14 protein-coding genes are annotated in these 14,560 nt (G+C 71.0%); 2 read left to right on the plus strand and 12 right to left on the minus strand.

Annotated elements, in window-relative coordinates; all coding sequences use genetic code 11:
- The 8 genes from ACE1OC_RS15305 to ACE1OC_RS15340 are packed head-to-tail and all read right to left on the minus strand — an operon-like array spanning position 1 to position 7,021.
- The gene (locus ACE1OC_RS15305) at positions 1–891 is read right to left on the minus strand and encodes a DUF5936 domain-containing protein (protein WP_407841568.1); all 891 of its coding nucleotides are present in this window, start codon (positions 889–891) and stop codon (positions 1–3) included.
- A 13-nt stretch (positions 892–904) separates the two neighbouring features.
- The gene (locus tag ACE1OC_RS15310) at positions 905–1,843 is read right to left on the minus strand and encodes a type II secretion system F family protein (protein WP_407837493.1); all 939 of its coding nucleotides are present in this window, start codon (positions 1,841–1,843) and stop codon (positions 905–907) included.
- Complete coding sequence (locus ACE1OC_RS15315) at positions 1,840–3,246, minus strand: CpaF family protein (RefSeq protein ID WP_407837494.1); 1,407 nt, start codon at positions 3,244–3,246, stop codon at positions 1,840–1,842. The genes ACE1OC_RS15310 and ACE1OC_RS15315 overlap by 4 nt, the downstream gene beginning before the upstream one ends.
- Positions 3,243–3,650, minus strand: coding sequence for a TadE/TadG family type IV pilus assembly protein (locus ACE1OC_RS15320; RefSeq protein ID WP_407837495.1), 408 nt, complete (start codon positions 3,648–3,650; stop codon positions 3,243–3,245). The genes ACE1OC_RS15315 and ACE1OC_RS15320 overlap by 4 nt, the downstream gene beginning before the upstream one ends.
- Before the next feature lies 1 nt (position 3,651).
- Entirely contained in the window at positions 3,652–4,035 is a 384-nt protein-coding gene (locus ACE1OC_RS15325; protein ID WP_407837496.1) for a TadE/TadG family type IV pilus assembly protein, read from the minus strand.
- Positions 4,036–4,038: 3 nt separating this feature from the next.
- Complete coding sequence (locus ACE1OC_RS15330) at positions 4,039–5,343, minus strand: AAA family ATPase (protein WP_407837497.1); 1,305 nt, start codon at positions 5,341–5,343, stop codon at positions 4,039–4,041.
- A 7-nt stretch (positions 5,344–5,350) separates the two neighbouring features.
- Positions 5,351–6,055, minus strand: a complete 705-nt coding sequence (gene cpaB / locus ACE1OC_RS15335; protein ID WP_407837498.1) for a Flp pilus assembly protein CpaB — start codon at positions 6,053–6,055, stop codon at positions 5,351–5,353.
- Positions 6,056–6,094: 39 nt separating this feature from the next.
- The gene (locus tag ACE1OC_RS15340) at positions 6,095–7,021 is read right to left on the minus strand and encodes a hypothetical protein (protein WP_407837499.1); all 927 of its coding nucleotides are present in this window, start codon (positions 7,019–7,021) and stop codon (positions 6,095–6,097) included.
- A gap of 353 nt (positions 7,022–7,374) precedes the next feature.
- Between ACE1OC_RS15340 and ACE1OC_RS15345 the strand changes: the two genes are divergently transcribed.
- Both ACE1OC_RS15345 and ACE1OC_RS15350 read left to right on the plus strand, forming a co-directional pair.
- A complete protein-coding gene (locus ACE1OC_RS15345; RefSeq protein ID WP_407837500.1) occupies positions 7,375–9,072 on the plus strand; it encodes a chitinase in 1,698 nt (565 codons plus the stop codon).
- A 110-nt stretch (positions 9,073–9,182) separates the two neighbouring features.
- Positions 9,183–10,520, plus strand: a complete 1,338-nt coding sequence (locus ACE1OC_RS15350) for a M14 family metallopeptidase (protein ID WP_407837501.1) — start codon at positions 9,183–9,185, stop codon at positions 10,518–10,520.
- A gap of 68 nt (positions 10,521–10,588) precedes the next feature.
- On the opposite strand, the gene ACE1OC_RS15355 is transcribed toward ACE1OC_RS15350, so the two are convergent.
- The 4 genes from ACE1OC_RS15355 to ACE1OC_RS15370 form a co-directional block, all read right to left on the minus strand.
- Entirely contained in the window at positions 10,589–12,454 is a 1,866-nt protein-coding gene (locus ACE1OC_RS15355) for a serine/threonine protein kinase (RefSeq protein WP_407837502.1), read from the minus strand.
- 173 nt (positions 12,455–12,627) lie between these two features.
- Positions 12,628–13,122, minus strand: a complete 495-nt coding sequence (locus tag ACE1OC_RS15360) for a lamin tail domain-containing protein (RefSeq protein WP_407837503.1) — start codon at positions 13,120–13,122, stop codon at positions 12,628–12,630.
- Positions 13,123–13,243: 121 nt separating this feature from the next.
- Entirely contained in the window at positions 13,244–13,654 is a 411-nt protein-coding gene (locus tag ACE1OC_RS15365) for a RidA family protein (protein ID WP_250742838.1), read from the minus strand.
- Positions 13,651–14,424: an IclR family transcriptional regulator gene (locus ACE1OC_RS15370; RefSeq protein WP_407837504.1), complete on the minus strand. Its 774-nt coding sequence runs from the start codon at positions 14,422–14,424 to the stop codon at positions 13,651–13,653. Before ACE1OC_RS15370 ends, ACE1OC_RS15365 begins: the two co-directional genes overlap by 4 nt.
- Positions 14,425–14,560: the final 136 nt, after the last annotated feature.

Below are 14,560 nucleotides of genomic sequence, written 5' to 3' on the forward strand. Positions count from 1 at the left end.
TCAGCCGCCTCCGAACAGGCCGCTGAAGTCGACGTCAGCTCCGTACACGAACCCGCCGATCAGCAGGATCATCGTCCCGGGCAGCATGAACGTCGTGACGGCGAAGGTCGCCCTCGGGACGGCCCTGGCAGCCCGGCGGCGGGCGTTCTGGGCGTCGGTGCGGCGCATGTCCTCGGCGATGGCGATCAAGGTGTCGACGATCGGGGAGCCCAGTTCCTCGCCCTGCTGGAGGGCGGTGACGAACTGCGCGACCTGCTCGGAGTCGTTGCGGCGGCGCAGCTCGTCGAAGGCCTGGCGGCGGCTGACGCCCATGGTCATCTGCTGCAGGGTGATCCGGATCTCGTCGGACCAGGGGCCCTCGTACTTGTCCGCCACCCGCTCCAGGGCCGGGCGGAAGCCGATCCCGGCGCTGACGACCACCGCCAGTACGTCCAGGAAGTCGGGCAGGGTCCGCTCGATGTGGTCGCGGCGGATCCGGATCGCCGACCAGAGGCCGGCCTCGATCCAGAACACCCCGAAGGCGACCATGACCAGCGCCAGGACCAGCTGCCCGTTGATCAGCATGGCGAAGGCACCCACGCCACCGAGGAGGGCGTACACGGCACGACGCGCGGCGTAGCGGTCGATGGTCAGGCCGGACGGGTTGCCGGCGCGGTCGATCTGGCGGCGTTTGCGCGCCACCCGGTCCGGGCCCATCAGGCGCAGTATCAGCGGCGCGTAGCGGATGCCCATGCGGTCGATGAGGGAGCCGACGGCGGTCGTGCGGGTGGCGCCGACCTCCAGGGCCAGCATCAGGTCGCTCGGGAGTTGGGTGTCGGCGCGGTAGAGGCGGATGCCGTGGAAGACGCCGAATACCGACAGGGCCACGGCCAGGGCCAGGAGCAGCGCGATCATTCCGGCCTCCTCAGACGGCGATCTTGGTCAGGCGGCGGATGAAGACGAAGCCGAGCGCGAAGAGCCCGAGGGCGACGAGTACGGCGCTCTGCCCGACGACGGACCCCGTCATGCGGTCCAGCGCGCCGGGCATCATCGCGTCCACCAGGAGCAGGGAGCCGACGCCCATGACCGGTACCAGGTACGCCGTGACCGTCACCTGGGACAGCTGCGTACGGACTTCGCGGCGGGTTTCCTTGCGCTGTTCCAGCGTCACCGTCAGGTTGCGCAGGCTGCCCACGATGGCGCCGCCCGCGCGGGCGGACAGGACGAGGGTGGAGACCAGGACGACCAGTTCCCGCGAGGGAAGCCGTTCCTCGATCTCGCCCAGGGCCTCCTCCATGGAGTGCCCCACCGCGAGCCGGGCGGCGACCCGGGCCAGTTCCTCGCCGGCCGGTGCCTCCAGTTCCTCGGCGGCCATGCCGATGGCCGTGCGCAGGGCCAGGCCCGCCTGGGTGGCGTTGGCGAGGATCCGGGCCACGTCGGGGAGCTGGTTGATGAACCGCTCGGTGCGGCGCGACCGCTGCCAGTTGAGGAAGGCGTTGGCCCCCCACAGGGCGATCAGTCCGGCCACCGGGCCGAAGAACGGGGCCAGGAAGGAGGCCGCGACCAGCCAGATCCCGGCGACCGTGGCCAGCATGTAGACGAAGTACTCGCCGGCGGTGAGGTCCAGGCCGGTCACCGCGAGCTTGCGCTCGATGCCGCGGCCCAGCTTGGTCGTGCGCAGGCGCCGGTCCACGCCCGGGAAGCGGCGCCTGCGGCCGAGGGGGGCCGGGAGGCCGCTCGCCGAGAGGCGCTCGATGAGCGCGGCGCGCTGGGCACGGCCGGTGGCGTAGGCGTGGATGCCGAGGACCGCCAGCACGCAGGTCAGCAGCGTGGCGCCGAGGGTGAGGGAGATCAGTGGGTTCACAGGGCGGTCCGGGTGATGCGGGCGGGGAGGGGTCCGGCCAGCGGATCGGTCAGCGGGTCGTGGAAGGGGGCTTGGCGCGGGTCGTGGAGGGGTGCGTCCGCCGGGGCGACCCCGAAGGCCTGCGGGATCGGCTGGTTGTTCATGTAGAGCCGGTCGGCGAGCCAGCGGGGCAGCGGGTAGTACTCGAAGCGGCCGTGGACGCGGCCGTCGGAGCTCATGGGCATCGCGGCGAAGCGGCAGACCGTGGTGATCCGGAAGGGCTCGCGGCCGTGCGAGTCGAGGAGGGAGATCTCCGTGATGCGGCGGGTGCCGTCGCCGAAGCGGGTCAGCTGGACGATGATGTTGACGGCGCTGTTGATCTGGTCCTGGAGCGCCTCGAAGGGGACCTCCACCTCGGACATGGAGGCCAGGGTCTGCAGGCGCATCAGGGCGTCGATCGCACTGTTCGCGTGCACGGTGGCGAGCGAGCCGTCGTGACCGGTGGACATCGCCTGGAGCATGTCGAGCGTCTCGCCGCCGCGGACCTCGCCGACGATGATGCGGTCGGGGCGCATGCGCAGGGAGTTGCGGACGAGGTCGCGGATGGTGATCTGGCCCTTGCCCTCCACGTTCGGCGGGCGGGATTCGAGCCGGATGACGTGCGCCTGCTGGAGCTGGAGCTCGGCGGAGTCCTCGATGGTGATGATGCGCTCGCCCTCCGGGATCAGTCCGGAGAGGGCGTTGAGGAGGGTGGTCTTGCCGGTGCCGGTGGCGCCGGAGACGATCACGTTCAGCTTGGCCGTCACCAGGCCCGACAGGAGCAGGAGCATCTGCTCGTCCAGCGAGCCGAGGCTGATCATCTCGTGCAGGGTGAAGGCGCGGGGGAAGCGGCGGATCGTGAGGGTGGCGCCGGTCAGGGAGAGCGGCGGGATGATCACGTTGACGCGCTCGCCGCTGGGCAGGCGGGCGTCGACCATCGGATTCGCCTCGTCCACCCGGCGGTTGACCGTGGAGACGATGCGCTCGATGGTCTGCATCAGCTGCTCGTGCGAGGCGAAGCGGAGCGGGAGCTGCTCCACGCGGCCGGAGCGCTCCACGAAGATCTGGTCCGGGCCGTTGACCATGATCTCGGAGATGGTGGGGTCTTCGAGGAGCGGTTCGAGCACGCCGAGGCCGAGGGCCTCGTCCACGACGCGGCGGATGAGCTGGTCGCGCTCGACGGTGGAGAGGACCGGGCCCTCGCGGCTGATGATGTGGCCGAGCACGCGCTCCAGGCGCGCGCGGCGCTCCGCGGGCGCGAGCGCGGACATCTCGGCGAGGTCGATCTCCTCCAGCAGTTTGGCGCGGTACGAGGAGACCAGACGGCCGTCCTCGCGCGGGTTGTGACGGTCGTCGGGGGTGTTCACCCTGGAACGCAGGCTCATGGTCCGGTCACCTCGGGATCGTCGTTGGGCATGACGGCGCTCCCGGTGACCTGGAGGTCGCCGATTCCGGGCACGACGGATTCGATCGTGAGGGTCACCGTCATCCTGACCGCGTCCCGGGTCGTGGTCCGTTCGATCTGCGCTCCCTGAGCGAGGTTCGCCGAGATCGCCGCACGGCCGGCGGCCGCTCCCGCACCCGGCTCTCGCGCCTCCACGCGGGCGGCCGTACGGGCGGCGGTCTGGGCCTGCTGGGTCACGTAGGCGGACCAGCCGAGCTGTATGCCGCCGAGCCCGACCAGAAGGAGGATGGGGAGGAAGCCGATGTACTCCAGGGAGATCGCGCCCCGGTCGCGCTGGGCCTCATCGCGCTGGCCCCGGCGGATGCCGATCCGGATCCGGTTCATCTCAGTCCTCCTGCTCGTTCGGAGAGCCGCCCGTGCCGATGATGGGGACGCCGATGTTGAACCCGGGGAACAGGATGGGGAGGTTGAGGCGGACCTCGGCCTTGTAGAGGTTCCCCGAATCCGTGCAGGTCGCGGGGGGCATGGTCCAGGCGTTGCCGATGTGCTCGCCCGCGGCCTCCTGGCACGCGCCGGCTCCGTGGACCGCCCCGGCCCGCGCCGCCTCGTCCGCCGCGTTCCCGGCCAGGGAGAAGGCGTAGCCGATCAGCACCATCTCCCAGACCGCCACCACGGCCAGCAGGATGTACGGCAGCATGCCGACGAACTCGATCACGAGCTGCCCGTCGTCCCCGCGCTCCCGCCACCGGAACCGTCTGCGACCCGCCACCCCTCAGCCCTCCCGCCCGCGCCGCGTCCACGATCCGAGTGCGCCCCGGTCGCCACGCAGCCGCGCCACCGGCCCGGAGCCCCGTACGGCCAGGGCCGCTCCGGGCTCGGCCGCCGCCGGGGCGTCCGGAGCGTCCGGGGCGGTCAGCAGTCCCAGCTCCCCCGCCACCGTCCACAGGGCCTGCTTGACCGTCGAGCGGTTGTCGAGGTCCTGTACGCGGCCCGCGTCGACGACGGCCTGGAGTTCCTTGAAGTTGGCCGGCACGGGGGTGCGTACCGACCGGGTCTTGGTGATCTTCTCGATCAGGGCGGGCTGGATCTCGGTCTGCTTGGACCAGCGGTTGACGACCATGGTGGTCTCCTCCGCCTTCCTGACCTGGAGCCGCTCCCACATCCGGACCATCCGCTTGGCCGCTCGTACCGCGACCACGTCCGGGGTGGTGATCAGGACGGCCACGTCCGCCAGTTCCACGGCCGCCGCGTTGGCTCCGGTCACCTGGGTGCCGCAGTCGATGACGACCAGCTCGTAGCGGGCGCGCAGGGCGGCGATCACGTGCCGGGCGGCCCGGTCGTCGACCTCCTCGCCCCGTTCGCCGTCGGCCGGGGCCAGGAGCAGCGCGAGGCCGGTGCGGTCGTCGTAGACCGCGTCCTGCAGGACCCGCGGGGAGATGTCCTGGATGCCGGCGAGGTCGGCGATGGAGCGGCGGAACTGCACGTCGAGGTACGAGCCGACGTCGCCGGCCTGGAGGTCCAGGTCGACCAGGGCCGTACGCCGCCCGGCCGCGACCGCCGCCAGTGCGAACTGCACGGCCGCGAAGGTGGTGCCGACCCCACCCTTGGCCCCGGTGACCGTGACCACCTTGCCGCCCGGGCCGCTGGGCAGTTCCGGTCCCCGGCCCAGGTGGCGGCGTACGCCCACGGACCACTGGGAGGCGGCCTGGACGCGGGCGGCGAGCTCCTCGTAGGCGAGGGGCAGGCCGATCAGGCCGCGGGCGCCGGAGTCCATGGCGGCGGAGAAGAGGGCGGGGCTCGCATCGGAGGTGAGGAGGACGACGCCGACCGCGGGGAAGCGCAGGGCGACCTCGCGGATCAGCTCCAGGACGGGGAGCGGACCGATCCGCTCGTGTACGAGGACCACCTCGGGCAGTTCGTCGATCGAATCGCTCGCGAGCCGGGCGAGGGTGTCGAGGAGGGAGGTGGAGTCGGGGACGGGGGCGGCCGGCTCGGCGCCCGGGAGCTGGCTGAGCAGCGTGGCGATGACGCGGGCGGACTCCGCGTCGCCGACCGCGGGGAGGATTCGGGTGGTCATCGGCACCTCACCGGTCCCCTTCGAGGGTGTAGAAGTGGTCGCCCGGGTTGGGCGCCGAGTCGGTGCCGGGTGCCACCAGGGCCAGGCGTACGTGCACCGCGAAGGACTCGGCGTAGGCGACGCGCTGGGTGTCCTTGGTGGACAGGGCGAAGGTGATCGGGACGGCGTCGACGGGGCTCTTCTTGTCGGCGTCCTTGCTGTCGATGGGGGTGAGCTTGCCGACGTTGATGACGCGGGCGTTGGCCACCATGAGCACGGACTGGTCGGGGTCGGTCGGCTTCTTCCCCTTGTAGGTGCCGATGATGTTGACCTTGGCGCCGGGGGTGACCTTTCCGGCCACGCCCGTGGAGGCGTCGATCATGATCGCGATCTCCTGCTCCCCGGCCTGGAGCTTCGGCTTGTCGACGAACATGTCGTTCTGGAGCAGCGAGCCCTTCTTCAGGGAGGTGAGCGCCAGCTTGTCCTTGAGCACGCCCAGGTCGGTGACGGCGGTCTCGGACAGCCACCGCTTGGGGACCGTGACCTCCTCGAACTGGCCGGCCGCCAGCGGGGTGTACGGGGCTATGTCGCCCTTCACCCGGTAGGCGACGACCTCGTTGCCGACCTTGGAGTTGACGTCTCCCATCACCACGAGGACTCCGCCGAAGGCGGCGAGGGCGCACAGGACCGACAGGATCAGCAGGATGACGCCGCGGCGCTGGCGTGAGTTCATGGCCGTCTTACCTCGCCGTTCTTCATTCGTTCGGGCCGGTCAGTGTCTGGATCTGGATCTGGGGCGGAGCCGGTCCGCGGAGGTTCCCGCGGCCGCCCCGGAGGGCGGCGGGGCCGGTGCGAGGAGCGGGGCGGCGCAGAAGCCGCAGCGGTCGCCGATGAGTTCGAAGCCGCACCAGCGGCATTCCTCGCGGCGGACCGAGGCGACGAGCTGGTAGAGCACGGAGGGGTCCGGGATGGCGGCCGCGAACTCCACCAGCTTCGGCGTGGCCCACCAGGCGGGCGAGTCGGCGGGCAGCGGGTTCTCCATGACGCCCTGGACCCGCCAGGCGGGGGCCAGGTCGGAGGCCACCCAGTCGGAGGTGAGCTGGCCGCGGGCGAAGGTGAGGTGGGTGGCGAAGTCGGGGCCCGGGGGGAGCGTGGCGCCGCCGCCGTGGGTCCCCCCGGAGCCCGAGCCCAGTTTGACCAGGTGCGGGGTCGGATGGGCCAGTACGGCGAACTGGGCGTTCGGGGACCAGGACTTGGCGTGCGCCTTCAGCCCGACCGGCACCCGGTCCAGCTTGGAGACCGAGCCGAGCAGCGCGCCCGCGTAGACGTAGTGCGCGAGTAACCGGGCGGCGGAGGCGAGGACCCCGGGGCTGAAGTCGCAGACGCTGAGCTGGCGCAGCTGACGCACCAGCAGGGCGGTGCCCAGCGGCGGGAGATCGACGTCGACGAGGGCGATCCGGTCGGATTCCAAGATGGCCCGGACGGCGTGCAGGCGGCGGACGGCGGAGGCACGGAGCCAGGACGGCACGAGGACCACCAGGTGGCCGTGGCGCTCCAGCAGGCCGGCCGTCTGGGCGAGCGCGCCGTCGAGGTCGAGCTCCTCGGGCGGCGGCAGTACGGCGGCGGCCGGGGTGTGCCGGTCCGGGGCCGGCAGCACCAGATCGGCGCTGGTGACAGCAATGGCGATCGGCACGCGCATCCCCCCGTTCACCCGGTCATCCACGGGCGTTCCCCTGACCGCGGCGGGTGCGCGCATGCTGCGCGACCGCAAACGATCAACACCCTTCCCCCTTGCCCCAGCACCATATCCACGTCCTTCCTGACAGGGCAGGGCCTTGCACATTCCCGTGCCACCGGCACGTGTCACGGGGGGCGGGAAAATCCGGACAACAAGGATCGCGAGTCGGCGGGCAGGTCGATCAGTTCAAGCCATATTGCAAACAGTCTTGACATGGACATTGGACTAGACCAACTTGGCTGCGGGGCACCCCACTTGCCCCAGAGCTCCTCCTGACGCGTTCTCACTTCCCCCCTCCCCCCACCGGAGCCCACGTGAACCGCATACGCTCCCTCGCCATCCCGCTCGCCGTCACCCTCGCCGCCGCCGGCCTCACCGCCCTGGCCACCGGCACCGCCCAGGCCGCCGACGTCAACGTCGTCCGCAACGGCGGCTTCGAGTCCGGCCTCGCCAACTGGACGTGCACCTCCGGCAGCGGCGTCGTCGTCTCCTCCCCCGTCTTCGCGGGGGCCGGCGCCCTCAAGGCCACCCCGGCGGGCCAGGACAACGCCCGGTGCAGCCAGGTCGTCACCGTCAAGCCCGGCTCGACCTACACGCTCAGCCAGCAGGTCAACGGCTCGTACGTGTACCTCGGCGCGACCGGGACCGGCACGCAGGACGTCTCCACCTGGACCCCCGGCACCGGCGGCGGCTTCCAGAAGCTGTCCACCACCTTCACCACCGGCCCGAGCACCACCCAGGTCACCGTCTACACCCACGGCTGGTACGGCCAGCCCGGCTTCGTGGTCGACGAGTTCAGCGTCTTCGGCCCCGACGGCGGAGGCGGCACCGACCCGGGGCCGACCATCCCCGGCGCGCCGTCCGGCAGCTCCGTTTCCGGCCAGAGCTCCAGCGGGCTCACCCTTTCGTGGAACACGGTCAGCGGGGCCGCCGGGTATTACGTGTATCAGGACGGCGTCCGCGTCCAGACCGTGACCTCGGGCACCTCCGCGCAGATCACCGGGCTCGCCGCGTCGACCACGTACTCCTTCCAGGTGAGCGCGTACAACGCGGCCGGCGAGGGCGTGAAGGGTGCGGCCGTCCCCGGCACCACCACGAGCGGCGGGGGCGGCAATCCGAACCCGTCGGTGCCCAAGCACGCGGTGACCGGCTACTGGCAGAACTTCAACAACGGCGCGACCGTCCAGAAGATCTCCGACGTCTCCGCGCAGTACGACATCATCGCCGTCTCCTTCGCCGACGCCACCAGCACGCCCGGCGCCATCACCTTCAACCTCGACTCGGCCGGCCTCGGCGGCTACACGGTCCCCCAGTTCAAGGCGGACATCGCCGCCAAGAAGGCGGCCGGCAAGTCCGTCATCCTGTCCATCGGCGGCGAGAAGGGCACCATCTCGGTCAACGACTCGGCGTCCGCGACCAACCTCGCGAACTCCGCGTACGCGCTGATGCAGGAGTACGGCTTCACCGGGATCGACATCGACCTGGAGAACGGCCTGAACCCGACCTACATGACCCAGGCGCTGAAGGCGCTGGCGGCGAAGGCCGGCCCCTCGCTCGTCCTCACCATGGCCCCGCAGACCATCGACATGCAGTCGACGCAGGGCGGCTACTTCAAGACGGCCCTCGCCGTGAAGGACATCCTCACCGTCGTCAACATGCAGTACTACAACAGCGGCGCGATGCTCGGCTGCGACGGCAAGGTCTACTCCCAGGGCTCGGTGGACTTCCTCACCGCGCTGGCCTGCATCCAGCTGGAGGGCGGGCTCGACCCCTCGCAGGTGGGCATCGGGGTCCCGGCCTCCCCCAGCGGCGCGGGCAGCGGCTACGTCTCGCCGACCATCGTGAACAACGCTCTGGACTGCCTGGCCAGGGGCACGAGCTGCGGCAGCTTCAAGCCCTCGAAGACCTACCCGGGGCTGCGCGGCGCGATGACCTGGTCGACCAACTGGGACGCCAAAGCGGGTAGCGCTTGGTCCAACGCGGTGGGTCCCAAGGTCCACGGCCTGCCGTAGCAGGTAGGTGTGTGGGGGTGGCCGATTCGAGTTCTTGACCCGGACATGCCACGAGAGCACGCTGTGCGCGTCCGCACGGCTACCCCCACACTCCCACCCAGGAGAAACGCATGCGGCTCCACCACCGCCGAAGGGCCGCCGTCACGGCGGCCCTTCTCGCGCTCGCGCTCGGCGCACCCGCCTACGGCCTGAGCGCGACGGCAGCCCCTCCGCCCACACCGTCGACCGCCACCCAGGACGAGTCGATCGTCCAGTACGAGATCCAGGGCCCGGCCACGGCCGTCGAACGCACCGCCCTGCTCCGTACCGGCGCCTCCATCGACGAGGTGGACACCAACTCGGTCGTCGTCAGCGCCGACACGATGCAGGCCAGGAAGCTGCGCGCCCTCGGCTACGAGCTGACCGCGCTGCCCGGACCCCCGGACCGCTCCGACGGGCGCGACATCGCCGCCGGGATCAACGACTTCCCGTCGAAGGACGCGCTCTACCACAACTACGCCGAGGCGAGCGCGGAGATCGACCAGCGCATCGCCCAGTACCCCTCGATCATCAGCAAGCGGGTCATCGGAAAGTCCTACCAGGGCCGGGACCTCGTCGCGATCAAGATCAGCGACAACGTCGCGACCGACGAGGCCGAGCCCGAGGTGCTCTTCACCGCGCACCAGCACGCCCGCGAGCACCTGACCGTCGAGATGGCCCTCTACCTGATCAAGGAGTTCGGCTCCAAGTACGGCACCGACTCCCGGATCACCAACGCCGTCAACGGCCGCGAGATCTGGATCGTCCCGGACCTGAACCCGGACGGCGGCGAGTACGACATCGCCACCGGCTCGTACCGGTCCTGGCGCAAGAACCGGCAGCCCAACGCCGGCTCCTCCTACGTCGGCACGGACGAGAACCGCAACTGGAACTACAAGTGGGGCTGCTGCGGCGGCTCCAGCGGCAGCAAGAGCTCCGAGACCTACCGGGGCCCGGCCGCCGAGTCGGCGCCCGAGGTGAAGGCGGTCTCCGACTTCGTGCGCAGCCGCGTGATCGGCGGCAAGCAGCAGATCACGGCCGCCATCGACTTCCACACGTACAGCGAGCTCGTGCTGTGGCCGTACGGGTGGACGTACAACGACACGGCACCCGGGCTGAGCGCCGACGACCTGGCCGTGTTCAAGAAGATCGGCACCAGCATGGCGGCCAGCAACGGCTACACGCCGGAGCAGTCGAGCGACCTGTACATCACCGACGGGACGATCGACGACTGGCTGTGGGGCAACCAGAAGATCTTCGGCTACACCTTCGAGATGTACCCGGCCGGCTCGAGCGGCGGCGGCTTCTACCCGCCGGACGAGGTCATCGACCGCGAGACGGCGCGCAACAAGGACGCGGTGCTGCAGCTCCTGGAGAACGCGGACTGCATGTACCGGTCGATCGGCAAGGAGGCGCAGTACTGCCCGTAGTGCACGTCGTCACGTGATCCGGGGCGCCCCACCGCCAGGGGGGCGCCCCTTCGCGCGTGCCGTCCCGGCTAGTCCTTCTTCGCCGCCTCGGCGTTGCGCCAGATCGTGAGGTCGACGGTGATGTACTGGCTCGACTCCTTCGCCCCCGACTTGCCGCGGTAGGTCGCCACCGCGATGTGTCCGGCGTCGCTCAGGACGCAGACCTCGGATCCGTTCGTGAGCTGGTCGAGGGTGATCTTCTCGGTGAAGCGGGTCACCTTGCGGCAGGTGTCCAGCGAGCCCTTCTCCGAGTTGTTCAGCAGGACCAGCTTCCCGTTCGCGGTGCCGAACTCGTCGTTGCCGAAGGTCGTGTCCCGGTAGTAGTAGAGGTCGCCCTTCCCGTAGCGCACGCCCCCGCTGCTCGGCTCCGCCGGACGCGGCGGATTGTCGGCGAGCAGCAGCTGGTGGGACCCGGGGATGTCGATGCCCTTGTACGAGACCGGCTGCGGGTCGACGGGCTTCTGGGAGCCGCCCGGGGAGGCGCTGGAGCTCCCCCCGCCGGCCTTGCTGCCCGACGCCCCGTCCGTACCGCCCTTGTCGCCCTTGTCGCCGTCCGGCAGCAGGGACCCGAGGACGGCCAGTCCGATGACCGCGCCCACGACGGACAGGGTGACGATCAGCCCGGTCCGCTTGGGCTTGGTCGGGGCGGGCGGATACGTGGGCTGCCCCCACCCGGGCTGCTGCTGCGTGTAGGTGGGCTGGGAGTAGGTGGGCTGGGCGTACGTGGGCTGCGCGTACGAAGGCTGCGGGCGCGGAGGCTGCGCGTACGGCTGCGGCGTCCCGTAGCCGGTCGGCACGGTCGCCTGCCCTGGCTGCGCCGGTGCGGGCCGCGGCGGGCCCGGCTGCGCCGGGGCGGCCTGCGTCGGCGCGGCATGCGTCGGCGCGGCGGCGGAGGCCGGCGGCGCGCTCGGCGCCGGAGGCTGCGCGGAGACCTCGGTCGGAATCGGCGTGACCGGCCGCGGCGGCGGGGTGGGCGCCGGGGCGGGCAGCAGGTGCACCCGCTCGGTGATGGAACCGGCGACCGCGCGGGGCAGCCAGTCCTCACCCTGGCGCAGCGGCTCGGCGCCCGCGGCCTCGTTGCACAGCGCGATGACCTCGGTCAGGGCCGGGCGGTCGGCCGGGTCGCGGCTGAGGCAACGGGTCACCAGGGGCCGCAGCTCCTCGGGCAGCCCGCCGAGCTCGGGGTCCTCGTGCACGATCCGGTAGAGCACCGCGTGCGAGGGCCCGTCGCCGTAGACGGAGGACCCGATGGCCGCGAAGGCGGCGATCTGGCCGAGGGCGAAGACGTCGGTGGCCGGGGTGATCGTGCCGGCCGAGGCCTGTTCGGGCGCCATGAACGCCGGGGTGCCGATGCTGACGCCCGTGCTGGTCAGGGCGGTGGTGTCGGCCGCGCGGGCGATGCCGAAGTCGATGACGCGCGGGCCGTCGGAGGCGAGGAGGACGTTGGCGGGCTTCAGGTCGCGGTGGACGATGCCCGCGCCGTGGATGACGGTCAGGGCCTCGGCGACCCCGACGGCCAGCAGCAGCACGCTGCGCGGCGGCAGTGCGCCGTGGTGGGCCACGGCGTGCGCGAGGGAGGGGCCGGGCACGTAGGCCGTGGCCAGCCAGGGCTGGGCGCCCTCGGTGTCCGAGTCGATGACGGGGGCGGTGTAGAGCCCCTGGACCCGCTCCGCAGACCGCACTTCCTGCTGGAAGCGCCGCCGGAACTCCGGGTCCTCGCCGAACTCGGACCGGATCACCTTGATGGCGATGGGCCGGCCGCCCGGCGTGTACGAGAGGTAGACCTTGCCCATGCCGCCCGCGCCGAGCACCGCCGCGAGCCGGTAGCCGCCCACGACCTCCGGGTCGTCGGCCTTGAGCGGTTGGAAGATTCCTGCCGAAGGTGCGCTGCTCATTGAGGACCCATCCCTGCTAGCGGCGTTCCGGCCCCCGCCGGCGCCCCGAAGTCATCCGTGAGGGTACCCAATGGGCGCTCGGCGTCCGGCCCCGGACCGCGGGACCGGCGCCGGGAGTTGGCGGCAGGTGCTGCCGAATCCCGCCGCCGACTCCCGCCGCCGGGCTGCGCCCGTCAGCCGTGGAAGGTGACGTACCCGTTGCCGTCGGCGTCGGACCCGCTCTTGGTGTAGGAGTGGGAGTCCGCGATCGCGCCGGACGGGGTCTTCAGGTAGATCGTGTCGCGGTCGTTGTTCCAGATGAAGTTGCAGCTGCCGCGGTAGGCCACGTTGGACGCGTCCGACTCGGTGCCCTTGCCGCCGCGGAGCTTCACGAAGTCACCGGGCTGCAGGTAGTGGTTGTTGGTGAAGGTGAAGCTGTTGCCGACGGCGTCCCTGACGACGTACCCCTTGAGGTTGACCGTCGCCGTCGTGGAGTAGTTCTTGATCGTCAGGTACTCCGCGGCGGTGTTGCCCGTGGTGCAGCTGTTGGAGTCCGAGCCGGGGGCGTCGTACTGGACTCCGCGGACCTTCAGGGCGGAGCCGGACTCGGCGGCCTGGGCCGGGGTGACGGCGAGGGCGGCGAGCGTGCCCGTGGCGAGGGCCGCGGCTATAACGGAGAGCTTGCGCAAGAGAGTTACCCCCACATGATGTGTACTTGAACGGCGATCAAGATACACAGAATGTTGAAAGTCCTCGCCACGCTGCACACACGGTGAGACGCGCCCCGAAAACCCCCGCCGGCCGCCCGTCCTAGCCGAGCACCGCGAGCGCGTCGATCTCGATCAGCAGGTCGCCGGGGAGGCCCACGTACACCGTGGTGCGGGCGGAGGGGACCTCCTTGAGGTTCTGCTCCTCGAAGTAGGCGTTGTAGATCTCGTTCATCTCTTCGAAGTGCGTGGTGTCGGTGAGGTAGACGCGCAGCATCATCACGTCGTCCCAGGTCGCGCCGCCCGCCTCCAGTACGGAGCGGACGTTCTCCAGCGTCTGGAGGGTCTGCTCGCGCAGGGTGGGTCCGGCCGGCGTGGGCTCCTGCCCGTCCACGTGCGGCAGGAAGCCGACCTGGCCGGCGACCTGGAGGATGTTGCCCTTGCGGACGCCGTGCGAGAACTTCGCGGGCGGGTCGGTGTGGGTGGCGGGGGTGATCGCGATCTTGTCGGTCATGGCCTGTGTTCTTCCTGTTCCTGTACGGGGCCCGAGCCTGAGTACTCGCGGCCGATGGCGTCGGCGGTCTGCCGTACGAGCGGGAGGAGTTCGAGCAGCCTCACGGCGGAGAGGACCACGCCGGGGGCGGAGACGGACATCGCGGCGACCACGCGGCCGTCGGGTCCGCGGACGGGGGCGGCCAGGCAGTTCAAGGACTCCTCGTGGCCGCCGATGTCGGTGGCCCACCCCTGGGCGCGTACGAGGTCCAGCTCGCGCAGGTACGCGGCGGCGTCGGGGGTGGAGCGGGGGGTGTACGCCGGGTACTCGATGCGCGCGGCCAGGGCCCGGCGCTCAGGCTCCGGCAGGTCGGCGATGAGCAGCTTGGCCACGGCGGCGACCGTGAGGGGGACGGGCCGGCCGATGCGCGAGTACATCCGGACCGCGTAGCGGCTGTCGACCTTGTCCACGTAGACGACCTCGTCGTCCTGGTGGAGGGCGAGGTGCACCGTGTGGCCGGTGATGCGGTTCAGTTCCAGCAAGTGCGGGTGCGCGATGTCGCGGACGTCGAGGTTCTCGATGGACTCGGCGGCCAGTGCGAAGAGGGAGGCCCCGAGCCGGTAGCGCCCGTCGCCCTGCCGGTAGACGAAGCCGTGCTCCTGGAGGGTCCGCAGCAGCCGCAGGGCCGTGCTCTTGTGCACGTCGAGCACTTCGGCGACCTCGCCGAGCCCGGCGGGACCCTTGGCCAGGGCAGGCAGGATCCGGAGCGCCCGCTCCACCGACTGGCTCACGCCGTTACCTCCGTACGGAACCGGGACCGAGACCGGGACGCGGACCCGTTGCCCCGTTGACCCGTCGTCACCCGGGATGTTAGACAGCATGCAGCGGTGCACGCAACGACTGTTGCACTGTACGCAACAACCGCAA

This window comes from Streptomyces stoeckheimensis, assembly GCF_045822005.1.
Classification (GTDB): Bacteria; Actinomycetota; Actinomycetes; order Streptomycetales; family Streptomycetaceae; genus Streptomyces; species Streptomyces stoeckheimensis.

Excerpts from the sequence above, each read along its gene's own strand:
- ACE1OC_RS15320 (WP_407837495.1), bottom strand. The coding sequence starts at position 3,650 with ATGAACCGGATCCGGATCGGCATCCGCCGGGGCCAGCGCGATGAGGCC.
- ACE1OC_RS15315 (WP_407837494.1), bottom strand. The coding sequence starts at position 3,246 with ATGAGCCTGCGTTCCAGGGTGAACACCCCCGACGACCGTCACAACCCG.
- ACE1OC_RS15330 (WP_407837497.1), bottom strand. The coding sequence starts at position 5,343 with ATGACCACCCGAATCCTCCCCGCGGTCGGCGACGCGGAGTCCGCCCGC.
- ACE1OC_RS15340 (WP_407837499.1), bottom strand. The coding sequence starts at position 7,021 with ATGCGCGTGCCGATCGCCATTGCTGTCACCAGCGCCGATCTGGTGCTG.
- ACE1OC_RS15350 (WP_407837501.1), top strand. The coding sequence starts at position 9,183 with ATGCGGCTCCACCACCGCCGAAGGGCCGCCGTCACGGCGGCCCTTCTC.
- ACE1OC_RS15355 (WP_407837502.1), bottom strand. The coding sequence starts at position 12,454 with ATGAGCAGCGCACCTTCGGCAGGAATCTTCCAACCGCTCAAGGCCGAC.
- ACE1OC_RS15365 (WP_250742838.1), bottom strand. The coding sequence starts at position 13,654 with ATGACCGACAAGATCGCGATCACCCCCGCCACCCACACCGACCCGCCC.
- cpaB (WP_407837498.1), bottom strand. The coding sequence starts at position 6,055 with ATGAACTCACGCCAGCGCCGCGGCGTCATCCTGCTGATCCTGTCGGTC.